This is a genomic window from Rubripirellula reticaptiva (assembly GCF_007860175.1).
GTDB lineage: Bacteria > Planctomycetota > Planctomycetia > Pirellulales > Pirellulaceae > Rubripirellula > Rubripirellula reticaptiva.
Genome location: NZ_SJPX01000005.1, coordinates 664,637 through 688,904 on the forward strand (window position 1 = coordinate 664,637; position 24,268 = coordinate 688,904).

Here is a 24,268-nt window from a genome sequence, read left to right on the forward strand (position 1 = left end):
GTAACGATTGAAAAACGGCCAAGTCGACTCAGGAAAGGTTGTACGTTGGGATCTGATAAACTGTGGGGCCTAATTCGATTGGTCCTCCCATTCCCAACAATAGTGTCTTTCGTATGACTTTCTCTCGATCATCCGGTGTCTTGATCCTATCAATCTGCTGGTGGATCCCTTGCGTTCAGGCTGACGACAGGGCGATCCACTCAACGCCAGGAGTCTGGCCGATCGAGCGTCTGAAGTCGGAAGTGCCGGTCTTTCGAATCGAAGATCCCGACGCGAAGATTCAGTCGCTGATCTACGAAGGCGAGAACGTCGATGGCCAAGCGACGGAAGTGTTTTCCTTTTACGCATCGCCGAGAACGCTGGGCATTGGCAACGAGGGCGACACGTATCCCGGCATCGTGCTGATTCACGGTGGTGGTGGCACCGCGTTCGCCGATTGGGTTGGGATGTGGGCGAACCGTGGCTATGCCGCGATCGCGATGGACCTCGGTGGTCGACGACCTCCCCAGCCCGAATACGATGAATCAGGAAAACTGAAACCCTACGCGGGACACAAACAAGGAACTCGCGTACGGCTTGCCAAAGGCGGCCCCGCCGATGGACACCCGGAAAAATTCGACTGCATCGGGGGAAGGATCGATGACGACTGGCCGTACCACGCGGCGGCCAACGTGATGCGGGCACATACACTGATCCGCAGTTTCCCCGATGTGGATGCCGACCGTACTGCCGTGACCGGGATCAGCTGGGGCGGGTACACGACCTGCCTGGCCGCTTCGCTGGATGATCGATTCAAAGCCGCGGTGCCGGTCTACGGATGTGGATTTCTGCACGAAGGCGAATCGGTCCAAAAACCTTCCATCGACCGTCTTGGTGATCGCCGTGACGCCTGGGTTGCCGCATACGACCCCGGAAGTCACCTCCACCAATGCACGGTCCCCACACTATGGGTCAACGGCACGCACGATAAGCATTATGTGCTGGACAGTTACGCCAAGTCCTACGCCAAGGTGCAGGGGCCGCGGATGATGCGAATCGAACCGCGAATGCCACACGGCCATCAAGCGGGCTGGAACCCGCCAGAAATCCAGATATTCGTGGACTCGATTTTGAAGAACACACCGCCGCTGGCATCCGTTGGCCCGTTGCAGGTCAGCGACAGTGGCACCGTCACCGTGCCGTTCCAGTCCGACACCAAGATCGTTCAATCCGCATTGCATTTCACGACCGAAACGGGCCTGCGATCCCAGCGGAAATGGCAATCCGTCGACTGTGTGATCTCGGCTGAAAAAGTCGAAGCGATGGGACTTCCGCGGGAAGCCAACACGTGGTTGGTGACATTGACGGACGAACGCGGTGCATTGGTCTCCACCGAAGTCGGATTCCGCTAAACGCGCTGCCAGGTGCCAGGTGCCGCCCAGACTATCCCCGGCAGGTACCGACCATTCGCCGCCAGGTGCCGAACATGCCATGGACTTGCCCCGTTCGAGTTTCAAGCTTTTGTTTTCCGTTTAGACTGGGGGCCATCTATGTTCGACGGTCCCTGCTACGCCCGACTTGGCAGCACAAATCGTTGCTGGTTTCCTGCTGACACGCTTCCCCCGTTTGCTTGAATCGCGGATGCCTGACTTTCAAGATCGCACAAAACCAAAGTGGAGCTTCCTACAGCGACATGGATTGCTGTTCGTTTGCACATCGCCGTTGATTGCCAATGCGATCGGCAGTCTGTTCAACGTGCTCTACAACCGCAACCAGATCTTCCCGCTTTTGTCGGATGCCCAGCGGGTCCGGTTCGACGACTGCGTATTGTGGTTCAACGTGCTGATCTATCCGATTGCCGTGTTGTGCTTTGTGCTGCCTTTGTTGTGGGTGCGACCGGTGTACCGTGATCTGTTGGCGGGAAAGCCGGTTGCGACCGAGCTACACCAAAAAGTTCAGCGTGTCGTCGTCAACTTGCCTTGGTGGTTCCTGCTGGTTGCGTCACTCGGATGGCTCAGTTGCATTCCGGTCTTCATCACCTCGTTGTACGTTTTGCCAGAACCTTTGCAGGGCATCGTCATCGCTCACTTGATCACATCGTTTCTGATCGCAGCGATGATTGCGGTGACGCATAGTTTCTTTGCCGTTGAATTGGCGATCCAGCACGCGGTGTTTCCTGTCGTTTTTTATTCCGAAGATCAGACGATCCAAACGATGCCCGCCAGTGTGCCGGGAATCATTCCATTGAACATCACTTTGCGAGGCGCTTTGTGGACAGTGTCTTCGGTGGTCAGCCCCATCATTTCACTCGTCTTGATCCTGCTGTTGCCGGATGACGAAAACTTGGCACCCCGGTTTGCCGTCGCGGTCGGCTTGGTTGCGATTGCGTTTGGGTTTGCCACCAGTTGGATGCTTGGCAAATTGGTCGTCAGACCGGTGCAGCAATTACGACGTGCCGCTGCGGAAGTCGCCGCGGGTAACTTGGACACACATATTCACTTGCTCTGTGCCGACGAATTCGGGCACCTGATCAACAGTTTCAACTCGATGGTCGAAGGCCTGCGACAACGCGAGCATTTGCAGCAAACCTTTGGCCGACACGTTGGTCAAGAAGCCGCTCGGCAAATCATCAGCCAAGGCGATCAGCTGACCGGCCGCGAACAAGTCATCACCGTGATGTTCGTCGATGTACGAAATTTCACGCAGTATTCGTCGGAACATTCGCCCAGCGAAGTTGTTTCAGCGCTGAACGTATTTTTTCGCGAAGCCGTTGAATGCGTGGAGTCGAACGGCGGGATGGTCAACAAGTTTTTAGGTGACGGATTCATGGCAATCTTTGGTGTCGGCGCAAATACGGAACGACATGCACAAAACGCTGTCGATTCGGCACTTGCGCTACGGAAGTGCGTCCAGCAGTCCACATCGCTTTTTCGAGACGCTGGCTGGGACGACTTGCAAATCGGCATCGGCGTCAACACGGGTCCTGCTGTCGTCGGCAGTATCGGTTCCCCCAAACGCCAGGAGTACACCGCGATCGGCGACACCGTCAACGTAGCCGCGCGAGTGGAGGCAGCCACCAAGCAGGCAGGCCACAATCTGCTGATCACGGAATCGACAAAGTCTGCTTTAGTCGATCCGTCCGCCTGGATCCGCCTGCCTCCCCAACGCGTCAAAGGGAAAGACACACCGCTCCAACTCTTTGCCGCTCAGAGTGGTTCATGATGAACAGAATCATTCCCTCGCAGAAACCGCGAGCGCAAAATGAGTTTCAAAATGACACTCAGCCGTCGTTATGCCATCAGCCCGTCGATCGCTTTGCCGTGAACGTCGGTCAGGCGAAAATCGCGACCGGCGTGGTGGTAGGTTAGTCGTTCGTGATCGAATCCTAACAGACGCATGATGGTGGCTTGGATATCGTGAACGTGCACGGGATTTTCGGTGATATTGAATCCAAACTCATCCGTCGCACCGTACGTGATGCCCGGTTTGGCACCGCCGCCCGCCATCCACATCGTGAACGCCTGCGGATGGTGATCTCGGCCCGCTTTGCGCCCTAGCGCCGGGTTGGTTTCGACCATCGGCGTGCGTCCAAATTCGCCGCCCCAAATCACCAGCGTTTCGTCCAGCAATCCGCACCGTTTCAAGTCCTCGATCAGTGCCGCCGTTGCCTGGACCGTTTCTTTGCAGCGGCTTTCTGTGCTGCCCTTCACGTTGCTGTGCGCATCCCAGCCGGAATGATAGATATTGATGAATCGAACGCCCCGTTCGACCATCCGCCGTGCCAGCAAACATGAACGGGCAAACGAAGGCTTTTCAGGATCACATCCATAGGCGTCCATCGTTGCCTTCGTTTCGCCTCGAAAGTCAACCAGCTCGGGTGCAGACGTCTGTAGCCGGGCCGCCATCTCGTACGCCGCCATCCGAGTCGCAATCTCGGGGTCACTAACTCGGTCCAAGCGTTGTCGGTTCAGCCGATTGATCAAGTCGAACGTATCCTGTTGCAACTCGCTACCAAACTTATCGGGCGTTGCCACATTCAGAATCGGCTCGCGGCCGTTTCGAAATTGCACGCCGGTATAAACCGTCGGCATGAACCCACTGGACCACAAGGACGTGCCGCCGCTAATCCCAGCACCGGTGCTCATGACGACAAACGCGGGAAGGTCTTGCGATTCGCTTCCCAAGCCATACAGAGCCCATGAACCAATACTGGGCCTACCGGGCTGAGAAAATCCGGTATTGAAGAAGATTTGTGCCGGAGCGTGATTGAATTGGTCCGTCGTGCACGAGCGGATGAAACAAATTTCATCGGCGACCCGCCCCAATTCTTTCATCGGCTCACCCAGCACCGCACCGGATTGGCCGTAGGTGTCAAATTTGAACTGAGGCCCCAGCACAGCGGCATCCGGTTGAATGAACGCATAACGTTGATCGCCGATCACGGACGCCGGCAACGGCTTGCCTTCCAGTTTCGAAAGCGTGGGTTTGGGGTCAAACAATTCAAGCTGGCTAGGCGCACCGGCCATGAAGAGGTGGATCACTGCTTTGGCTCGCGGTGCATAGTGCGGCGTCTTCGGCGCGAGCGGATTGCGAGAATTGTCAGAAACCGCCGCGGCCCCCGCTCGCCCGTTCATCGACTGAGCCAACAACCCCGCGGCGGCGACTTTTCCAAGTCCGACGCCGCATTGATTCAGAAAGTACCGCCGCGAATTCGACGTCGCTGGGTTTCGATTTTCGAACATCATTCTTGCTTTCGTCGATTCAGTTTTTCGTGATCGCTTCGTCGATACACAGCATCACGCGTGCTGTGGCCGTCCAATCGCCATGCTTAGTTTGAAACGTGGCAATCCATTCGCGTTCGGTCTCGGTCGGCCTACGCGTCATCAGCCAGCGAAAGCCTTCGTCGATCTTTTCGTTGACGTCACCGTCGACCGCCGCCATGCGATCGCCGTATGCACCTGCGATTTCCACAAACATCGGATCGTTCATCAATGTCAACGCTTGCAGCGGAGTGTTTGACACGTCCCGTCGCGCCACACAGGCCTCACCCGACCCGGCATCGAACGTCGTGAACATTTCAAACGGCGCCGTTCGTTTTTGATAGGTGTAGACGCTGCGACGATAGCGATCATCGCCTTCGCTGGCCTGCCAAGTCGATTTGCTGTAGTTCGCGGAAACCGCACCGACGGGCTGTGGTGGCCGCACGGGTGGACCATACATCTTGTCACTTAGCAACCCCGATGCCGCGAGCGACGCGTCGCGAATGATCTCGGCTTCCAAGCGGTTGCGCGGGAATCGCCCAAGCAGCCGATCAACACCGGCTCCGGCATCTGCTGAAGGCACGGCGGACGACTGCTTATAAGTCGCACTCGTCACAATCAGCCGATGCGACGACTTGATCGACCAGCCTGTTTCCATCAACTCGACCGCTAAATGGTCCAGCAGTTCAGGGTGACTCGGCATTTCGCCTTGCATTCCAAAATCATCCAGCGTCGCAACCAACCCGGTACCAAAGAACGCCGCCCACTGGCGATTTGCCACGACGCGAGCCGTTAGCGGATTCTCGCGGCTGACTAACCACCGTGCAAACGCCAATCGGTCACTCGGCATCGGCTGATCGCTGTCCCACAGTGCGTCGGGCAATCGTGCCGGCACCGATTCGATCGGCTGAGTATATTCACCACGATGGTGTAGATAAGTTTCTCGAGCGTGTCCGGCCGGCCGCTCTTTTAGAATCAGCGTCATCGGCCCAACGTCCGGCTCACTCAGCTTACGAATCTTGTCGGCGTACTCTTTCAGCTCCGGTGCATGCATCAGAAACTCTCGACGAACAACCGGATTATCAGCGGGATTATCACCTGCAAGCAACGTTGCCAACTCGGGCGACTGAACCACCGCCGTTTTGATCAACGCATTATCGGTCGCACTGATGCGAAACTTTCCGAGCGAACTGGCATAGTGTCGCCCAAAGTGCATGCGCAAAGTGAACGCAGTCCCCGCGTCGATCGGTGTCTTCAATCGAAAGATCGCGACATGCGACTTCCCCGCACCTGCCGAGTCGACGGACCAGCCGGTTTGAATGTCGCCGTCGGTCGCCAACTTAGCCGACACTTCGTTCTTTCCAAACGTGTTCTTTGCAAAGCTTTCGAACGCGTCCGTGATTTCGATCGCCCCATCATTCTCCGTCGACAGTTCGAACTCCGTCAAATAGAAGTCGCCCTTCACCCCTTCGTAATACGTCGACCCTGGTCCACCGGCTGGCAAACGGGGATCGGCAAGAGCTTCCAAACGAATCGTGTGGATGGGGAAGTCAGCTGCTGCGAACTTGACCGTATAGATGTCATGCTTCGACGTGTCGCCACCCGCGATGATGGCTCCATCGTCTTCGAGCGTCAGGTACGGCACATTCGCTGATAATTCGGTCGGAACCATCGTCGCCCAGTCGGCTAACCCGCTGCGCTGATTTTCGATCCACGACGCGAAAGCAGTGTCCAGGTCTGTCGATGATTTCTGCAACGCGGGCCAGTGGTTTGCCAATTCGCTTTGCAATTGGTCCGCTTGATCGAGGTTCAATTCTCGATCCGGATCGGCGGTTTCAAGTGGCAAAAAGAAATCGGGTTCGTCGGCGTTATTCAGATACGCCATCATGCCGAAATAATCGTGATGGGTGATCGGGTCGTACTTGTGCGTATGACACTGGGCACATCCGGTCGTTAACCCCAACCAGGTTGTGCCGGTCGTCGCCACCCGATCGGTCATTGCATGGTAACGAAATTCAAGCGGGTCGATGCCGCCTTCTTCGTTCAACATCGTGTTGCGATGAAACCCGGTTGCGACCAATTGACCGGCGGTTGGATCGGGCAACATATCACCGGCCAGTTGCTGGACCGTGAATTGATCAAACGGCATGTCATCGTTGATCGAGCGGATCACCCAGTCACGGTAGGGCCAAATGCTGCGGTCTCGATCCTTTTCATAACCGTTGGTGTCCGCATAACGAGCCAGATCGAGCCAACGTCGTGCCCAGCGTTCGCCGTAACGAGGCGACGCAAGCAGGTCATCCACGATTTTTGCGTACGCGGCAGGCGAAGAGTCGGCTGCAAATGCGTCGGCGACATCAGCCGGCGGTGGAAGTCCGATCAAGTCTAAGTACACGCGACGAACGAGCGTCAACGGATCAGCCGGTTCGGATCGCTTGCGTCCGGCCGCCTTCAATTTGGCGTCAACAAAATGGTCAATCGGATGCAAGCCCGCCGGAACCGGCGAGCGAACCGGTGGAACGAACGACCAATGCTGTTCATAGGGCAAACCCTCTTCGACCCAGCGCCGCAGCACCAGTCGTTTGGCGTCATCGAGCGGCTTGTTCACCGCCGGCGGCGGCATCATCTCGTCAGGGTCGGTCGAAGCAATTCGACGAAGGACTTCGTCCGCATCTGCTCCATCCGGCAAATCCAGTCTCAGCCCGGCTTCGCGACTTCCTTCGTCAGGCCCATGGCACGAAAAACAATGCTTCGACAGCAACGGACGAACGTCACGGTTGTAAGACACCCGATCACCGGCGTCCGCTTGACTGCATAAAAAGAACAGGACGAATAAGACGATAAAAATGCGCATGAAGCAAACTAGCCGAGGCGTTGCGAGGTTCGTGAATCGGCGACGATCACGCCAGAATATCGTGAATCACGTGTGTCTCTTTGACGCCCGTTAACTTCTCGTCCAGCCCTAAAAAGGGAAACGTCAGTTTGTTATGGTCGATTCCCAACTGGTGCAGGATCGTGGCATTGAAGTCGCGAACGTGAACTGGGTTTTCAACAATATTGTAACTGAATTCGTCCGTCTGGCCGTACGAGATTCCTGGCTTGATCCCACCGCCCGCCATCCACGCGGTGAAACAACGAGGATGGTGATCGCGGCCATAATCCGTGGTCGTCAATTTGCCTTGGCAATAGGTCGTCCGACCAAATTCACCCGCGAAAACCACCAACGTATCGTCAAGTAGACCATTCTGTTTCAGATCGGTCAGCAAGCCTGCGATCGGCTGATCCACATCCATCGCTTGCCCGCGGATCTTCGCTGGCAGTCCCTTGTGATGGTCCCAACCACGATGGAACAGTTGCACGAATCGCACGTCACGCTCAACCATCCGGCGAGCCAACAAACAGTTACGTGCAAACGAACCGCTCTTGCCGACTTCGGGGCCATACAGATCCAGCACGCTTTGCGGTTCATCCGAAACGTCCGCCAACTCGGGAACCGACATTTGCATCCGAAACGCCATCTCTTGTTGAGCGATGGTCGTCATAATTTCCGGGTCACCGACTTGATGCAGATGTTCCTGGTTCAACTTCGTGACCAAGTCCAACATTTTGCCTCGATTGGTCCGATCCACGCCCGCCGGATTGGACAAAAACAAAACGGGATCACCCGACGGCTGAAATGCGACGCCTTGATGCTTCGTAGGCAAGAAACCCGAACCCCACAACCGACTGTACAGCGCCTGAATGTTGGCTTGGTCGCCCGACCAAAATGCCGAACTTAGAACGACAAAGTCCGGCAGGTTTTCGTTGATCCGCCCAAGTCCATAACTAAGCCACGCGCCCAGCGAAGCCTTGCCTGGGATTTCCGATCCGGTGCAAATCAACGTCTTGCCTGGGTCGTGATTGATCGCATCGGTATGCATCGACTTGATCAAACAGATATCGTCGATCTTGGTCGCCAGGTGCGGCAACACTTCGCTTAGGTAAGTGCCATTTTCGCCGTGCTGCGAAAACTTGAACATCGACGGAGCGATGCGTTGCTCTTTGCCTCGCGTCATCGCCGTCACGCGTTGCCCGTTGCTGACCGACGGCGGCAACGGTTCTTGGAACAGATCTGTCAGACCTGGCTTATAGTCGAACAAATCCAACTGACTTGGTGCACCAGCCATGAACAAAAAGATCACCCGCTTCGCTTTCGCCGGATGATGCAAACCGTCCATCGCTCCAGCCGCGGGTGCATTCTTGCCGGCGGCCAACGATCCAAGGATCGATCCCAACACGGGCGTCCCCAGTCCGGCGGCGGCAAGCCCTTCGGCGGTGCTGCGCAGAAATTCGCGACGTCCATTATTCATGAGTCTTTACCCTATCGAGATTGAATATCGAGTGAACGATCATGGTCATCGCAGCCAAATCGATCTGCGCCGCCGGATCTTTGACAGCCTGAACCTCGGCGGTTTCACTGCCTGCGATCATCGCCAGCGCGGCGTCGGGATCGGCGGCATAACTTTCGTGGAATTGAGCGTGTGCTTCGGCGAGTACACCTAGCGCCGCATCATCCGGTGGCAGCGAAGTGGTCGACTCATACGCAAGTGCAATTCGATCGACAACCGATAAGTCCGTTCGAGCTTGCAAGGAGTAAGCCAACTTCATGGCGGCCGAAAAATACTGTTTCTCGTTCATCAACAACAACGCCTGCAAGGGCGTGTTAGTACGCTCGCGACGCGCGATGCAACTTTCGCGTGACGGAGCGTCAAAGATGGTCATTTGCGGCGGCGGCATTCCTCGCTTCCAGAATGTATAAATGCTGCGCCGATAAATCTTGTCACCTTCGTCGGCGACAAACGTGCTGGGGTACGAACTTGGCATCGCGACCGTCTTCCACAAACCGGCCGGCTGAGGAACTTTGACACTCTTGCCGTTCATTTCCAGGTTCAACAGCCCGCTAACGCTAAGCAGTTGATCGCGAATCACTTCGGCGTCCAAACGAAACCGCGACCCTCGCGTCAACAACCTATTTTCTGGATCATCACGAAACGATTCCGGCGAAGCACTCGAAGCCTGCCGATAGGTCGCCGACATCACGATTGACCGGACTAGCGACTTGACGTTCCAGCTCGACTCTAAAAACTCGGTCGCCAAGTGATCCAGCAATTCGGGGTGCGAAGGTGGTTGGCCCTGAGCGCCAAAGTCTTCGGCCGTCTTCACCAAGCCGACGCCCAAGAACTGTTGCCAAAAACGATTCACCGTCACTCGCGACATCAACGGGTTCCCGGGATCGGTCAACCAATCGGCCAAGTCCATTCGAGTCGGCGGGCCATCGGTTGGTTTCATCGGCGGCAGGAATCCAGGAGTCGCGCGGACGACTTCATCGCCCGGTTGGTCATACGCGCCGCGGATCAGAATATGGGCGGGGCGAACTTCCTGGCGTTCTTTCATCACTAACGTCGCTGGAATCTGCAACGTCAAGGCATCACGTTCGCGATTGGCATCATCAAGATCTTTCTTCGCAGCCTTTGGTTCCTGCTTTTCAAGCTCTGCGATCATCTTGTCGAGTCGCTGCAGTTCGGCGGCTTGTTCGTCAGTCGGTAGATCCAGGTACGGCGACTGCAATCCACGCTTGAAGTCCGACGTGCCACGCCTGCCGGTTTCGGGTTCGCCATCGAAGTTGTTGTAGAACGCGTACAGTTGATAAAAGTCACGCTGAGTGATGGGGTCGTACTTGTGGTCATGGCAAACCGCACACTGAACCGTCAGCCCCATGAACGCAGTACCGACCGCGGTGACTTGGTCCACTACGTTGCGAAAAAAGCTTTCTTCGGGCAGCGCCGTGCCGACGTCGATGATCAGGTGCAATCGATTGAAACCGGATGCGATCAATTGGTCCGTGGTGGGATCCGGAAACAGATCGCCGGCAACTTGAAACTTTGCGAAATCATCAAATGGCAAGTTCTCATTGAAAGCCCGAATCACCCAGTCTCGGTATGGCGTCATCTCGCGATAGTGATCGTGGTGCAGACCGTTGGTGTCAGCGAACCGAACCAAGTCCAACCAATATCTCGCCATGTGTTCGCCATAGTGGGGCGATGCCATCAAGCGGTCGACCAACTTGGCGTACGCATCCTCGGAATCGTCAGCCAAGAACGCATCGATGTCATCAATTGATGGCGGCAGTCCCGTCAAATCGATCGACAGTCGCCTGATTAGATTCCGACGATCGGCTGGCGGGCTTGCGACTTTGTTCTTTTTTGCGATCTGAGCCAACACGAAACGGTCGATCACCGAGCTATCCCAATCGCCCGACGGGCTTCCAGGCGGTAATGCCTGACTGGCCAGCGGCGGGACGACCGGAATGGTCGGCGGGACAAATGACCAGTGCTGTTGGTACTGGGCACCCGACTCGAGCCAGCCTGAGAGAGTCTTGATCTGCCCGGGACTGAGCGGCTTGTTCATTTCTGGCGGCGGCATCATCCGATCGGGATCGTCCGATTGGATGCGAGCGAGCACTTCGTCCAGATCGACTTCGCCCGGCACGTCCAATCGCACATCGGCTTCGCGGTGCGTTTCATCAGGTCCGTGACAAGCGAAACAGTGGTTTGACAAAATCGGGCGAACATCGTCGCTGAACGAAAATGCATGTTCCTCGGCGAATCCAATCGAAGCAATTTGCGTCACAACGATCAACCACACAAAACACTGCGGTCGAAATTTTAATGCCATATTCTGAATCAATTCGGTGAAACGTTTGTTCATGGGCAACCAGATCAGACTACCTGTGATGACGACCAACAACCGTAACGGATAGCCGCCTCGCTTCCAGTGTATTGCGAGAAGCATTCACCGTGAAAGATAATTAGGAGCGGCGCGTGGGCCCAAGTGTTACGAAACCTGACGAGCACCAAACACCAAGGCCAATTCGCCCTCAAACACCCGACCGCCCACCAGAGGGGCAAGTGCTGGTTTTGGGATCAACGAGAATTCGACGTTGATTATCGGGGCAACCGAAGCGTGTTTTCCCGATGAAACGCTGCGGTGGCATCCCTTGCTGTGAAATCGCTTTTCCGGTACGCTCTTCGCTCTCATGGTGGCCTCGGTACCTTCTGCCGGGGCCTCTTTCATTCACACGCCAACACTGATGGGACGAAGGGCGATGAATTTGCAGGCCGTTTGGCTGTAAATTCGATGCTCTGGTTACCGATGTTCTGCCTATTCGGGCAACTCGGTTTCTCGCAGCCCGTGATGGCAAAAACTAGGAAACAACGACGTGGCAAATCCGATTGTTCAAGAGATGATCGAAGCTGGTGTTCACTTTGGACACCGAACCAGCTTGTGGAATCCGAAGATGGCTCCGTACATCTTCGGCCGCAAAAACCAGATTCACGTGATGGACATCCGCGAAACGCTTCGCGGAATGCTCCGAGCCAAGAAATATCTCGGTCAAGTTGCCGCTGGCGGCAGCCTGATTCTGTTTGTCGGCACCAAGCGTCAAGCTGGCGAAGCCGTCGAAGAACAAGCGTTGCGATGCGGCATGCCATTCGTTAGCGAACGATGGTTGGGCGGCACGCTGACCAACTTCCGCACCATTCGCAGCCGATTAACCCGTTTGGAAGAACTGGAAGATCTACGTGGCAGCGACAAGATCAACGACTACAGCAAGAAAATGCAGTCGACGATCAACCGCGAGTACCGCAAGATGTACCGCAACCTAAACGGTCTTCGTACCATGAACCGCTTGCCCGAGTGCTTGTTCATCGTCGACCCAGGCAAGGAACGAAACGCAGTCCGCGAAGCCAAGCGTCTTGGCATCCCGACCGTCGCACTGATCGATACCGACAGCGATCCATCGCAAATCGACCTGCCAATTCCCGGCAACGATGACGGCATCCGCAGCGTTGAATTGATCCTGAAGCAATTGGCTGATGCGATCAACGCGGGCAAAGGCCAATCGGCAATCGAACCAGCCGACGACAGTGCACCCGCACCTGCTGCGGAACCAGCGGCCGAAGAAACGACCGCTACCTAGGTCAACGGACCAGCGAACTTTCGCACGCCTGGACATGTCTTGAACATACGCCGGGCAAGTAATCATTCGAACAGGGCCAGGATTGCTTCCTGGCCTATGACGTTATCCACACACGCACAGTCATAAGACAGAGATTAGGAACAGAGACAGTCATGGCAACGATTTCCGCAAAAGACGTCAGCGAGCTGAGAAGAACGACCGGCGCCGGCATGATGGACTGCAAGAAAGCGTTGGAGGAATCGGGCGGCGATATGGAAGGCGCCCTGGATTACCTTCGCAAGAAAGGCCAGAAAGTTGCCGCCAAGCGAGCCGATCGCGAAGCCAACGAAGGTGTTGTCTCGGCAATGACCGAAGGCAACCGCGGTCAACTGTTGGCACTCAGCAGCGAAACTGACTTCGTCGCCAAAAACGACGCGTTCATCGAATTGACCAACGCCATCGCCAAGCTGGCTTTCGAAAACAACTGCAAGACGAAAGAAGACGTCGTCGCGTTGCCGTTCGAAGGCGGCACGGTTGGCGAACGCTTGGTTGCCGAGACTGGCAAGGTTGGCGAAAAGATCGAAGTTTCGGATTTCCAAGTCGTCGAAGGTGAAAACATCACCCAGTACATCCACGCCGGCAGCAAGATCGGCGTTTTGGTTTCGTACGCAGACGGTGGCCACGCCGAAGCACCCCAGTTCTTCCGCTGTGTCGCGATGCACATCGCAGCCATGAAGCCTTCGATCTTGCACCCGAGCGAATTTGACGAAGAATTGGTCGCGAAGGAAACCGAAGCCTTGCGTGCTCAGATCATCGCCGAAAACGAAGTCAACGAACGCGAAAACTTGGGCAAGCCGCAAAAGAACGTTCCTCAGTACGCCAGCATGCGTCAACTGACCGAATCGGTCTTGAAGGCTGCTGAAGACGCGATCAAGGCCGAACTGGCTGCCGAAGGCAAACCAGAAAAGATCTGGGACAAGATCGTGCCCGGCAAAATGGATCGCTTCATCGCCGACAACACGCTGCTTGACCAAGAACGATGCTTGCTGAGCCAGTTCTACGCTCTTGACGACACCAAAACCGTCGAAGCTGCGATCAAGGAATTGAGCGCCGATGCCAAGGTACTGGCATTCCGCCGCGTATCCGTTGGCGGCTAGTCAGTCGCTTCGATCCGATCAAATAAAACCTCGTCGACCCTATCGGTTCGGCGAGGTTTTTTTGTGTACGATAGTATTCAGATCGTTGGAGCCGGACGGTTCAATGTGTTCAATCGTGAGCACCGACAAACGCCCAGATTCAACCACCACCACGATTCCCCCCCTGCGATTCTTTCCATGCCAATCGACGCCGACAGTCCGACAAGTCTTCAATACAAACGCGTCATTTTAAAACTCAGTGGCGAAAGCTTGGCCGATTCGGGAGGTCGCGGAATCAGCGGCGAAGAGTCCGGCCAGATCGCGCAACAAATCAAAAGCGCCCACAAATCCGGGTGCCAAATCGCGATCGTGATCGGCGGAGGCAACATCCTTCGCGGCGGCCAGTTTTCGGGCGCCAATGCGCTCGTTCAAGAAGCAACCGCTCACTACATGGGCATGCTGGCGACGGTCATCAACTCGCTAGCGATGCAAGACACGCTGGAATCAATTGGACTGACCACGCGAGTGATGTCTGCCGTTGCGATGGACAAGGTTTGCGAGACATTCATTCGCCGCCGCGCGATCGAGCACCTTGAAAAAGGTCACGTCGTCATTCTGGCCGCCGGTATCGGTAACCCGTTCGTAACGACCGACACGGCCGCGGCGCAGCGTGCGTTGGAACTCGACGCCGACGTGGTACTGAAAGCGACTCGCGTTGACGGCGTTTACAGTGACGACCCTGAAAAGAACCCGCATGCAGTTCTTTACGAGTCGCTGACCTATGCCGAAGTCATCCAGAAGAACTTAAAAGTCATGGATGCGACCGCGATCGCCCTATGCAACGAACATGCCAAGCCAATTCTTGTGTTCAACTTTAAGAAGGACGGAAACATCGTCAAAGCCATCAAAGGCGACACGGTTGGCACTTGGATCGGATCGACCCAAAAACCCAAGTGAACCGCTGCGATCGTTGCAACTCGCGCCACGTCGATCACGCGCATGCGCGGCGAACTAAAACCAAACTGCTAAGAACGACATCTTAGCTAACGGCGGCTGCCCCTACGAAATCCGCCAAAACAATCTACCCATCTTTGTCACTCTTCTATCGAAAAGGATCTTCCCCATGGCCGCGACTGACGAAACACTGACGGACGCCGAAGAACGCATGGAAAAGGCGCTTTCTGTCCTGCAACACAACCTGTCCGGAATCCGCACCGGCCGGGCAACGCCGGGCTTGGTCGATTCGATCAAGGTCGACGTGTACGGATCGTCAACGCCGTTGAAACAACTGGCGTCGATCGGAACTCCCGAGCCACAGCAGATCGTCGTGCGTCCCTTCGACGTCTCGACCATCAAAGAAATCGAAAAGGCGATCGTCGGTAGCGATATCGGTCTGAATCCGCAAAACGACGGTCGCATGATTCGGCTGAACGTGCCACCGTTGTCGACCGAAGTTCGCAAGAAAATGGTCAGCCGGATCAAGGAACTGACCGAAGACGCAAAGATCTCAATCCGCAATATCCGCCGCGACGCCAACAAAGCAGCCGACACGGCCGAAAAGGACAAAGAGATCAGCGAAGATGATCGCGACAAGCTGAAGGAAGCCGTCCAAGAGCTGACCAAGAAGTACGAAGCTCAAGCCGGGGAACTGGCTAAGGGACGCGAAACCGAAGTCACCGAAGCTTAGCCTCAACGACTCGGGTTTGATAACTTCCGGCGCGGCCACTTTCAAGCACTGTGTTAGAACAGCACAGTGCTTTGCAACACTCAGCTGCCATTCTTTGACCTGAGCGGCGTTCACGTAGGCGAGTCTCTCCGAGACTCGTGCAACCCGCGACGATGTCGCGGTATCCGTCTTGGAGAGACAGATCTGCGTGCAGTCCTGGAGCGGCTTCGGCGGGGTGAACTCTTTGTAAGTCACCAACTATGTCAGGTGGCCTTTCCCTCAACCTTTCCAATTTCGCTTTTGAAGGCTCCATCCAATGCGTCCCACCCTGCTATCGCTGATGTTGCTTAGTGTTTTGTTTGGCGGTAACACTAGCGCTCAAGACGTTGCCACGGAGATCCGTTTTGCGATTCCCGATAGCGACGAAGGGCTGCCGGGTGCCGGCCCTATTCGCCGCTACGATTGGATGCGTAACATTTGGAATAAGCGTCGTTCAACGTTTGCCGATCGCGTCGAACAAGACCAAGGGGCAATCGTATTCTTTGGTGACTCGATCACTCAAGGTTGGGGCGATGACTTTGGTGGCCGATTTGACGATCTCGATGTGAACGTCGCCAACCGTGGAATCAGTGGTGATACCACTCGCGGCATGCTGCTTCGTATCGACGATGAAGTCATTGCCCTGGATCCCGCGGCCGTTGTCATGCTGATGGGTACCAATGACTTGGAAGAACACGCCGACGCAGAAACCATCGCTAGCAACGTCGGTTTGATGGTCGACAAACTCAATCAACACGATCCAGAAATGCCGATTGTGCTGTGCCTGGTCATGCCAAGCAGTGAATCGAAGTCTCGACCGGCCGCTGAAATCAAGATAATCAACGCAGCTTTGGCGGACCTAGTTCGTGGCAACGCCACTGTCACCGTCGTCGACACGTGGACACTGTTCGCAAACAAAGATGGCGACGCAAAGAAAGAAGAGTTCCCTGACCTGCTGCACCCAAATGGTGCCGGGTATGCAAAATGGAAGTCGGCACTGATACCAATCTTTGCAACGCTTGGATTTACAGAAACTGGTGACGATGACTTTCAAGTCGAAGACGGTTTCACCAGCCTGTTCAACGGTCACGACTTGACCGGTTGGGGATATCGTGTGACGCCGCAGTCGGCTCGTAAAGGGCGAGCGAACTGGATCAAAAGAGACCCATCAGTCACTTGGCCGCTCGTCGAAGAGGACGTAGCCTTTGCTGGACAGACATCAACGCCCGATCATCGCTATCGCACGATCAATGGTCGCTTGGTCGTGACAACGCCCCCGGAAGGACGCAAAATCCAACAGCTCTACACAACAGAAGACTTCCAAGGTGACTTTACCTTACGTTTGCAATTCCGGGCTGGCGTGGCAGCCGACAGTGGCGTTTTCCTTCGTGGTCATCAATTGCAAGTTCGCGACTTTCCTTTGGCTGGTCCCTACAAAGATCTAACTAATTTTCGGTCGGGTGACTGGAACGATCTAGAAGTCATCGTCGTCGGCGATAAAGCCAAATGCACCTGCAACGGCGAGATTCTTGAAGCCGCTTTCGATGTACCGGCGTCTGGATCGATCGGCGTCGAGGGTGACCGCGGCCAGATCGAGTATCGCCGCATTCGGATCCGCCGCTAATCGTGCAGCACGATCTGTTTGATTTCTGTCGTGGTGTCGCGCCGCTGACTCCCCGACTCGCGCGATGGATGATCCGCGAGTTATCGGACGCGGAATCGCTTGGCAAACGACTGGACGTCCACGGATCGCCCTTGCACCTGCACGCACCGGCGCAGATGCGTCGCAACATCGCGGCATTCACGGATGTCGCGAAAACTCGAAACATCGCGATGGACATGTTCTATGCCTGCAAGGCGAACAAATGCCGGATGTATCTCGATGAAGCCATTGCGGCCGGGATCGGTGTCGATGTCGCAAGCAGCAACGAGCTAAACGCCGCAATCGAAGCCGGTTTCTCGGGATCACGCATCGCCATCACCGCGACGTCAAAGCCTGAGATGATGCTTCGCCGTGCAGCAGAGGTGGGCGCGACGATTATTGCAGGAAGCCCCGAAGAACTCAGGCGTGTGGCGGACTTCGCTTCGAGAGCGAGCGCTGAATCGCTGAACATCACGATTCGAATCAGTGGCTTCGCATTCTCCAATCAACGGCACGACTCGCGTTTCGGCATCGATATCTCACAAGTCATGTTCGCAGCGAAAACCGTACGTGTCTCCGGTTTGCACTTTCATCTCGACGGAACCTCCATCGAAGATCGCGTTGCCGCGATTCATCAGACAATCCTGCTTGCCAAATCACTTCGCCAAGCGGGTCACCCGATTGCGTATATCGATATAGGCGGCGGAGCTCCGGTGCAATACCTTGAATCTGAGTCGGACTGGATTGCGTTCCACCATAAACTCGACATTCAACTCGACCGGCAATGGTGTGACGACGAGATCAAGCCGATTATTTTCCCAAACCGTACGTACGGACGTACAAAGATGGGCCGCAATTTCGTGCAAACCGATCGCAACTACCCGACCTGGCAAGCCGACAGCTCATCAGTCTGGTTAGCAAAGATATTTGACTCTGGTGGAATTGCCGATTCCTTTCGTTCGAACGGATTGCGACTACGGATGCAGCCCGGCCGATCCCTGCTTGAGATGTGCGGCATCACAGTCGCTCGAGTCATCTCGTGCAGCCCCGACAAAGCGGGCGACACCTTTGTGACGCTCGAGATGAATCAAACCAACTGCAAAACCACGTCCGTTGACTTTGCGGTAGATCCCATTCTGGTTCCGCACGACAAGAACAATCGCCCGCCGGCGACGACGGGATACCTGGCCGGGAACTACTGTGCCGAAGACGACCTGATCACGCCTCGCCGGATGCGTTTCGACAGAGGTGTGCAAGCGGGCGACATCTTGGCCTTTCCGAACACCGCCGGCTATCAAATGCACTTTATGGAAAGCCGTGGCCATCAGTTCGACTTGCCAGAAAACATCGCCATCCGCCCGACATCGGACGAACTGGGATAAAGATGCTATTTGGCTGCGGCGCGTTTTTCGACGTCTTTGGCCGCCTTCGTTTTCTCGCCTGGCGCAGCGAGGAATCCAAGATCATCAAGCCACTCATTCATCCGCTGTGGCCAAGTACCAAACGGAATACCGCCTCGATCGCCAATGGAACCGCCGTGCCCGCCCCGCGCGTAGATGTGCATTTCGAGATTCGGAATCCCTGCTCGGAGCATCGGCGAGAAATACTCGTCGGCCCAAATCGCGTGGACCCTATCATCGACTCCCGCGCAAACAATGAAGCTAGGCGGCGCGTTCGCAGGGATTGCAGTTTCCGGCTCGCGAGTGAACGGCGTGGGGCCCGGGTAAACCAAACCGACAAAGTCAGGACGTGGCGAAACACGAGCCAGTGGATCGGAAGGTTCGCTGTGTTTGCTTTGAAAGTCATCAAAGAACAACGCGGCCGGCGCGGCCAATTCGGCGCCGGCTGAAAAACCAACGAAGCCAATTTTGTCGGGGTCCAACTTCCACTCGGCGGCGTGATCGCGAACGATGCGTATCGCTTGGAATGCGTCGCGGACGGCGTCGGTGGTTGGTTCATATCCGTCGACCCGAAGTCGATTGCGCAGCACGATGGTTGACACACCTTGCGTCGCAAAGAACGGCACCAGATCCAACCCCTCGGGCCCCAACCAAAGGATTTTGTGCCCACCACCTGGTGCAACGATCACCGCGGCGCCGTTGCGTTGGCGATCTTCGGCTAGATGCACTTCAATCGTTGGATTGTGGACATTGAGCGTATTGAGCAATCGATCGTAGTTACCCGTCGTGTTGTACTTCTCGGCTTCATGAACACGATCTGCATTCAACGCAGACGAATCGCCCGGATACAACGACAACACGATTCCGCCCGGTAACGCAGCCTCAGGAACAAATGGCCCATCGGCCGCGGTCCGCACGCGACTCGCCCCAATGTCTTGAGCCAAACAAACGGATGAACAAAGAACCCAAGCCACCAACGCAAATCGGATTGTCATTTGGTTTCGATCAAAGAAAGGAAGGAGAAGTTTCCTGAGGCAACGCGTTTCACTGTCCCATTAGATCTTTAAACTTGGCGCCGACACAACTCATTCGATGGAAAGCAAACCGGTTCGCTCTGAGCGTCTTAGTACCGAAGCGTCATCGCACCGCAACAAGACTGCAATTGCCAAGCGGCAAACAGAGTTAGATGGGTACAAAAAAAAAGAGACAGCCTGCATTTCAATGCGAGCCATCTCTTGTTTTGATCCGTGCGAGGAACAGGTCATCCTCCGAAGAGGATCTGGGTCCTGAACCGTTATTAGCAACCGCAAGGAGCGGCGACTGGTGCACAGCAGCTTTGACGAGCAGCGCGACGATCGCGAAGCTTTTGGATCAACTTGCAGCCTTTGCGAGGAGCTTCGCAGCAAGTTGGTGCTGGTTCTGGGCAGCAAACTGGTGCTGGTGCACAAACAGGTTCTGGTGCACAGCAAACTGGTTCTGGAGCGCAAACAGGAGCTGGTGCAGGTGCACAGCAAACTGGTTCTGGAGCGCAAACAGGTGCAGGAGCTTCGCAGCAAACTGGTTCTGGAGCACAGGTTGGAGCACATGCTGGTGCACAAGCATCAGCCTTGCAACGACCGAACAACTTGCCGAAGCAACCGGCGTCCGAGTTGGGAGCCACGATGGTACCGACCAAAGCGAACATCGCAAACAAAACAATCGACTTCATTTCTGCCTCCTAGGGGCTGAAAAAGGGTTGTGAAGTGCGGATTCTAGGGATCAAACAGAATGCAGCAACTAGGCAACCTAGGAACCTAGCCACTTCGCGGAGAAAAAAACCCGTTTTCGACCGTTCTGGTGATATTTTGCACACTAAATTGAAAGCATTTCTCTTGACTATTCGCCCAAACAGCCTCCAGATCTAGTTTTTTCCGCTTTTTCGAGTGGTCATACCATCAGCGACCGCCAGTCCGCCAAAAACCAACATGATTCCGCCGTTGATCGCAATCACAATGGCTGGCTCGCCAATCCCCAAAATCAGCATCAAACCTGTCACCGCCCCCTGACCGAACATCGCCAATAACGACCACCGAAACGTTTTTTGGCGGCGCAGTGCGATCATGACGGGTGCCATCCAAACGCCGGGAACGTTCAACAGGAAGCACATGCCGCCTTGCCGGTCCACATTACCGGCACGCAGCAACACGACCGTAAACGTGACAAAACCGATCGCCGCCACAGTCGTCAGCAACAGCAACACCCAGCGCCGGCGTGGATCATCAGTCTCAGTCTTTCGAAGCACGTCACGCAGTAACGTCGAATCTTCGTCGATCGGGCTGGGCGGGACATAGGGATTTGCAACCATCTCGAGTCCATTTCACTGCTTCGCAAACTTGCCAATGCGGCCAAGTTCATCAATGCCGACGGGCATTTGAGTCTCTCGCACGGTCTCAAAGCGACTTGAAAGACCACTCTCGAAACGTGGCGTCCGTGTCGACAACGCGCAGCCCAGCTTTGCCTGATCTGTATTGATCGTCTTGCACTTTCAACTTAACGGTGTCGTTGTGAACGACCGCAATCTCATCACCAACAATCCGGACGGCAAGCCGCTGCGGTATCGATGGATCGAACGTGCAATCGACTCGCGCTAGCTCGGTCCACTTTTTCCCGTCCATCTTGCCGACGACCAGCAAACTCGTTTTCGGAACCAGTCCGGCAAAGTAACCTCGCTGGGCGTCGTAGCCGATTGAAACCGCGGAGCATCGAAACAAGATGCCCGCGTCACGTGACTGGGTTTGACCTTGAAAATCGATGACCACCGAAATCTCAGCATCGTCCGCAACCGCTCGATTGAACACGACCTTTTCGCCGCTGCGATATTCGTTGATCGGGACCCCAGGTCGGGCACCCAATTGAATCTCATCCTTCGTAGCCGCATAGAATTGGTGGTGGCCGTAATAGCTGAAACCGTCCGTCTTGGGCGACTTTTCGCTTGACGATTCGCCCGATGGGCGATGCAGAATCGATCCGGTAGCGACAGGTTTTCCAAAAACAGGAAAGCCTTGCTCGTCCACGTTCATTGGCTGCACAAAAATCGCTCGACGCCAACCCGGTTCGCGATCTCGCTTGGCATGGAACACATGCCACCACTGTTTATCGTCAAGCGAGCGGACGAAACAGGAATGCCCAACGCCGTACGTCGACTCACTGCTCTCGAACACCGGATCAGGACGCTTCTTCCACGATTCAGAGTTCAGTGGATCGTCGCCCCGCAGTTCCAGCATCCCCAGTTTGTAGTTCGGCATCCACGACGCTCCACACGAATACACAATCGCGGTAGCATCGCCGGACTGGAAAACTTGCGGGCCTTCGTTGAGTCCTTTGGCCGTTGCGTTCGATTCGATACGTTCCCACTGAAAATCATCGTGGTTGCAAATACGGACTCTCGGCCCAACCAATTCGGTCGGCGACTTCATTTCGGCAATGTACAGATATTGCTGGTCAGTCTTTGGTGCATCCCACCCCGACCAGATTGCATAGCGGCGCTGGTCATATTCCAGCACGGTCATGTCGATGGACCAAAGATTCGGCGAGTCACGATCGCTACCTGCACCGGTCTTCAACGGCCCAATCAATTCGTATTCACTCAGCACGTCAGCAGTCGCTGACCGCAAGACATAAGTCTTGTGATTTTCGTTGTTGCCATCCGAAGCCGCAAAGTAAATGTGCCAGTGTTCGTCAAGGAAATGCAGTTCGGGGGCCCACAGTTCTTTCGAGAAGGGGCCGAACGGCGGAGCTGTCCAGACGATGTGCTTCTCGCCCAGCGAAGTTAGCGACGGGCTCTTGTGAATCGCTAGTTCTCGGTTCCCTTCCGAAAAGCACCACAAATAGCCACCTGACAAAGGGTCGCGAGTCACCCAAGGATCAGCCCCCTCACCAATCGGATTAACAAACAGATTCGACGACAAAGCGCCGGCAATACTCGCTTCCTGAGCAGTCGCTACGCCAACACCCGCAACAAAACTGATGCCTAAAACCAGAACCATCGCAACAGTGTCGCGCCACCAACGCATCAGTGAAAACGCAGTTCCAAGGTTCCGATCAACAATCATCAGTTTCGCCTTCTGGTTCATTTTTGGTCTTCAAGTCGTCTCAGCCCGGCGCGACAAACGTAAGCAGCAAGCAAAGTGGGGCGGTTGATCGCACCATCGATCGTCTAGATTACTACAACATTCGTCGCAAAATTCTCAGAGAGCTTCGCGAGCCAACGAAGACGACAAGGAAAACCTCTGCAATTTTCCATGTGAACAAATGCGAGACTTGCTGGCACCGTGTTCACGCAAATCTACCGCTCGGCCGGCATGCCCTAGAGCTTGCCTTCCACACCCAGGTCGTGGAAGAAGTGCGAAACCTTGTCTTGGTTTTCCAGTAGCCAATCGATCGACGGTTCACACGCGATGGCCTTGGCGATCGCTTTGACAGTCGCTTCGCGGTGAATGCGAAACAACTCTTGATGGTCGACTTTTTCGACCTTCAAGACACCGGGGTCCAACCAAACCGAATAGATGATGCCTAGATCGTTGGCTTTTTCTTTGGGAATGTGCCCGGCGCGGACAGCGTCCAAAACGCCGTTGGCGATGCCAGCCTGGACGCTGCCCATCAGGATGTTGGTGTAACGGGAATTTTTGACGGTCACTTTGCTGACCATCAAGGTGACCGGACGGACTTGCACGTCGCTGTTCAAAATTGCGAACACACGGGTATGTCCTTTGACCTGATCACCGACCAACGTCGCAAGTGCCTGACCAACGGGGCCGTCGAGTTCGCCGATCACGATTTCGGGTTCGGCACATAAGTATTCGGCATCGCCTTCGACGAGGGCTTCACCGGTTCGCATCACGATTCGTTGGTTCATATTTGGGCATGCCGCGGGAGAGAAAACAGGGGCCTGTCGTGCGGCGAATCCACGCCGCGCCGAGAATCATACAACCAACTCACTTGATTTGGCAGATGAATCTCGTCTGTCCAAAAATTCGTTCTCTACGCGGGACCACAGCCTCCTTTCTGCGAACTACAGCATCATCTTGGGCAGTCGTTGAAATCGGCATCTGCGAACGGCGAAGCCAACCGTGGCGACCAACAGCAATGCCATCGACGACGCTTCAGGAACTGCCACGGTGTTGGAAACCACAAAAACAGCCCCGTTCAACTTGCTACTAACCAAGAGCTCTCTTAGGGGCGAAACCCCGAATCGAAAGTCGCTTCGTGTTACCGGGTTCGAGGGCGTGCATCCCAGGTAACTTGGGTCACCAAACAGTTCAGCAAACGTATTGAAATTTACCGTTGCGGTGCTTTCATCATCATCATGGTCAAAAGCCAACATGAACTGATTGTGATCGTCGAGCCAGGTGAGTTGATCGACGGCCTCGCCCGCTTCGAGTGAAGTTTTTTGCGTCAGCAAGTTTTCCAGCGAGACACTGTACAGTTGGCCGCCCGGTGCCACCGAATTGCCGGCAAAATTACCGTAAAAATACTCGCCATTGATGACCGGACCACCAGCGATGCTGATCAAATTGTTGTCCATTGGATCGTTGTGGCCGAGTTGCAGCGCTGGATAGATGAAGGTCTTTCCTTCGTCATTCCCCGTTAGCAACATTTGATTCACTCGCTA

19 protein-coding genes are annotated in these 24,268 nt (G+C 55.3%); 9 read left to right on the forward strand and 10 right to left on the reverse strand.

The window, feature by feature from the left end; translation table 11 throughout:
• The first annotated feature begins 113 nt into the window (after positions 1-113).
• Both Poly59_RS23595 and Poly59_RS23600 read left to right on the forward strand, forming a co-directional pair.
• Entirely contained in the window at positions 114-1,391 is a 1,278-nt protein-coding gene (locus Poly59_RS23595) for an alpha/beta hydrolase family protein (protein WP_146536547.1), read from the forward strand.
• Between the two features lie 229 nt (positions 1,392-1,620).
• Positions 1,621-3,201 (forward strand): adenylate/guanylate cyclase domain-containing protein, encoded by a 1,581-nt coding sequence (locus Poly59_RS23600; RefSeq protein ID WP_146536548.1) that lies wholly within the window; start codon positions 1,621-1,623, stop codon positions 3,199-3,201.
• A 68-nt stretch (positions 3,202-3,269) separates the two neighbouring features.
• Here the strand turns inward: Poly59_RS23600 and Poly59_RS23605 are convergent, their stop codons facing one another.
• From Poly59_RS23605 to Poly59_RS23625, 5 genes are all read right to left on the reverse strand, one after another.
• Entirely contained in the window at positions 3,270-4,724 is a 1,455-nt protein-coding gene (locus Poly59_RS23605) for a DUF1501 domain-containing protein (RefSeq protein ID WP_146536549.1), read from the reverse strand.
• Positions 4,725-4,740: 16 nt separating this feature from the next.
• Positions 4,741-7,593, reverse strand: coding sequence for a PSD1 and planctomycete cytochrome C domain-containing protein (locus tag Poly59_RS23610; RefSeq protein ID WP_146536550.1), 2,853 nt, complete (start codon positions 7,591-7,593; stop codon positions 4,741-4,743).
• Positions 7,594-7,639: 46 nt separating this feature from the next.
• Positions 7,640-9,088, reverse strand: coding sequence for a DUF1501 domain-containing protein (locus tag Poly59_RS23615; protein WP_146536551.1), 1,449 nt, complete (start codon positions 9,086-9,088; stop codon positions 7,640-7,642).
• The gene (locus tag Poly59_RS23620; protein WP_146536893.1) at positions 9,081-11,453 is read right to left on the reverse strand and encodes a PSD1 and planctomycete cytochrome C domain-containing protein; all 2,373 of its coding nucleotides are present in this window, start codon (positions 11,451-11,453) and stop codon (positions 9,081-9,083) included. The genes Poly59_RS23615 and Poly59_RS23620 overlap by 8 nt, the downstream gene beginning before the upstream one ends.
• Before the next feature lie 159 nt (positions 11,454-11,612).
• Entirely contained in the window at positions 11,613-11,816 is a 204-nt protein-coding gene (locus Poly59_RS23625) for a hypothetical protein (RefSeq protein ID WP_146536552.1), read from the reverse strand.
• A gap of 181 nt (positions 11,817-11,997) precedes the next feature.
• On the opposite strand from Poly59_RS23625, the gene rpsB reads away from it, so the two are divergent.
• The 6 genes from rpsB to Poly59_RS23655 all read left to right on the forward strand — a co-directional run bounded on the left by rpsB (position 11,998) and on the right by Poly59_RS23655 (position 18,600).
• Positions 11,998-12,756, forward strand: coding sequence for a 30S ribosomal protein S2 (gene rpsB, locus Poly59_RS23630; protein WP_246151889.1), 759 nt, complete (start codon positions 11,998-12,000; stop codon positions 12,754-12,756).
• Positions 12,757-12,908: 152 nt separating this feature from the next.
• Positions 12,909-13,892, forward strand: coding sequence for a translation elongation factor Ts (gene tsf / locus Poly59_RS23635; RefSeq protein WP_146536553.1), 984 nt, complete (start codon positions 12,909-12,911; stop codon positions 13,890-13,892).
• 177 nt (positions 13,893-14,069) lie between these two features.
• A complete protein-coding gene (gene pyrH / locus Poly59_RS23640) occupies positions 14,070-14,828 on the forward strand; it encodes a UMP kinase (protein WP_146536554.1) in 759 nt (252 codons plus the stop codon).
• Positions 14,829-14,994: 166 nt separating this feature from the next.
• Positions 14,995-15,558, forward strand: a complete 564-nt coding sequence (gene frr / locus Poly59_RS23645; protein WP_146536555.1) for a ribosome recycling factor — start codon at positions 14,995-14,997, stop codon at positions 15,556-15,558.
• 295 nt (positions 15,559-15,853) lie between these two features.
• Complete coding sequence (locus Poly59_RS23650; protein ID WP_146536556.1) at positions 15,854-17,200, forward strand: GDSL-type esterase/lipase family protein; 1,347 nt, start codon at positions 15,854-15,856, stop codon at positions 17,198-17,200.
• Between the two features lie 2 nt (positions 17,201-17,202).
• On the forward strand, positions 17,203-18,600 hold the full coding sequence (locus Poly59_RS23655; RefSeq protein WP_146536557.1) for a type III PLP-dependent enzyme domain-containing protein: 1,398 nt from the start codon (positions 17,203-17,205) through the stop codon (positions 18,598-18,600).
• 5 nt (positions 18,601-18,605) lie between these two features.
• On the opposite strand, the gene Poly59_RS23660 is transcribed toward Poly59_RS23655, so the two are convergent.
• Positions 18,606-19,613 carry an alpha/beta hydrolase gene (locus Poly59_RS23660; protein ID WP_146536558.1) on the reverse strand — a complete coding sequence of 336 codons (1,008 nt, stop codon included), beginning with the start codon at positions 19,611-19,613 and terminating at the stop codon, positions 18,606-18,608.
• 328 nt (positions 19,614-19,941) lie between these two features.
• Between Poly59_RS23660 and Poly59_RS29740 the strand changes: the two genes are divergently transcribed.
• Complete coding sequence (locus Poly59_RS29740) at positions 19,942-20,346, forward strand: hypothetical protein (protein ID WP_186776475.1); 405 nt, start codon at positions 19,942-19,944, stop codon at positions 20,344-20,346.
• A gap of 172 nt (positions 20,347-20,518) precedes the next feature.
• Here the strand turns inward: Poly59_RS29740 and Poly59_RS23670 are convergent, their stop codons facing one another.
• The 4 genes from Poly59_RS23670 to Poly59_RS23685 form a co-directional block, all read right to left on the reverse strand.
• Positions 20,519-20,962 carry a hypothetical protein gene (locus Poly59_RS23670; RefSeq protein ID WP_146536560.1) on the reverse strand — a complete coding sequence of 148 codons (444 nt, stop codon included), beginning with the start codon at positions 20,960-20,962 and terminating at the stop codon, positions 20,519-20,521.
• An 85-nt stretch (positions 20,963-21,047) separates the two neighbouring features.
• Positions 21,048-22,730, reverse strand: a complete 1,683-nt coding sequence (locus Poly59_RS23675; protein WP_146536561.1) for a glycoside hydrolase family 43 protein — start codon at positions 22,728-22,730, stop codon at positions 21,048-21,050.
• Positions 22,731-22,963: 233 nt separating this feature from the next.
• Positions 22,964-23,512: a formaldehyde-activating enzyme gene (gene fae / locus Poly59_RS23680; RefSeq protein ID WP_146536562.1), complete on the reverse strand. Its 549-nt coding sequence runs from the start codon at positions 23,510-23,512 to the stop codon at positions 22,964-22,966.
• A 156-nt stretch (positions 23,513-23,668) separates the two neighbouring features.
• Positions 23,669-24,253, reverse strand: coding sequence for a PEP-CTERM sorting domain-containing protein (locus tag Poly59_RS23685; RefSeq protein ID WP_222436159.1), 585 nt, complete (start codon positions 24,251-24,253; stop codon positions 23,669-23,671).
• Positions 24,254-24,268: the final 15 nt, after the last annotated feature.

Bases quoted from the DNA above. Each gene is read 5' to 3' on its own strand.
- Poly59_RS23620 (WP_146536893.1), bottom strand. From the start codon at position 11,453: ATGGCATTAAAATTTCGACCGCAGTGTTTTGTGTGGTTGATCGTTGTG.
- pyrH (WP_146536554.1), top strand. From the start codon at position 14,070: ATGCCAATCGACGCCGACAGTCCGACAAGTCTTCAATACAAACGCGTC.
- frr (WP_146536555.1), top strand. From the start codon at position 14,995: ATGGCCGCGACTGACGAAACACTGACGGACGCCGAAGAACGCATGGAA.
- tsf (WP_146536553.1), top strand. From the start codon at position 12,909: ATGGCAACGATTTCCGCAAAAGACGTCAGCGAGCTGAGAAGAACGACC.
- Poly59_RS23605 (WP_146536549.1), bottom strand. From the start codon at position 4,724: ATGATGTTCGAAAATCGAAACCCAGCGACGTCGAATTCGCGGCGGTAC.
- fae (WP_146536562.1), bottom strand. From the start codon at position 23,512: ATGAACCAACGAATCGTGATGCGAACCGGTGAAGCCCTCGTCGAAGGC.
- Poly59_RS23615 (WP_146536551.1), bottom strand. From the start codon at position 9,088: ATGAATAATGGACGTCGCGAATTTCTGCGCAGCACCGCCGAAGGGCTT.
- Poly59_RS23660 (WP_146536558.1), bottom strand. From the start codon at position 19,613: ATGACAATCCGATTTGCGTTGGTGGCTTGGGTTCTTTGTTCATCCGTT.
- Poly59_RS23685 (WP_222436159.1), bottom strand. From the start codon at position 24,253: ATGTTGCTAACGGGGAATGACGAAGGAAAGACCTTCATCTATCCAGCG.
- Poly59_RS23675 (WP_146536561.1), bottom strand. From the start codon at position 22,730: ATGAACCAGAAGGCGAAACTGATGATTGTTGATCGGAACCTTGGAACT.
- Poly59_RS23610 (WP_146536550.1), bottom strand. From the start codon at position 7,593: ATGCGCATTTTTATCGTCTTATTCGTCCTGTTCTTTTTATGCAGTCAA.
- Poly59_RS23595 (WP_146536547.1), top strand. From the start codon at position 114: ATGACTTTCTCTCGATCATCCGGTGTCTTGATCCTATCAATCTGCTGG.
- Poly59_RS23670 (WP_146536560.1), bottom strand. From the start codon at position 20,962: ATGGTTGCAAATCCCTATGTCCCGCCCAGCCCGATCGACGAAGATTCG.
- Poly59_RS23625 (WP_146536552.1), bottom strand. From the start codon at position 11,816: ATGAGAGCGAAGAGCGTACCGGAAAAGCGATTTCACAGCAAGGGATGC.
- Poly59_RS23650 (WP_146536556.1), top strand. From the start codon at position 15,854: ATGCGTCCCACCCTGCTATCGCTGATGTTGCTTAGTGTTTTGTTTGGC.
- Poly59_RS23600 (WP_146536548.1), top strand. From the start codon at position 1,621: ATGCCTGACTTTCAAGATCGCACAAAACCAAAGTGGAGCTTCCTACAG.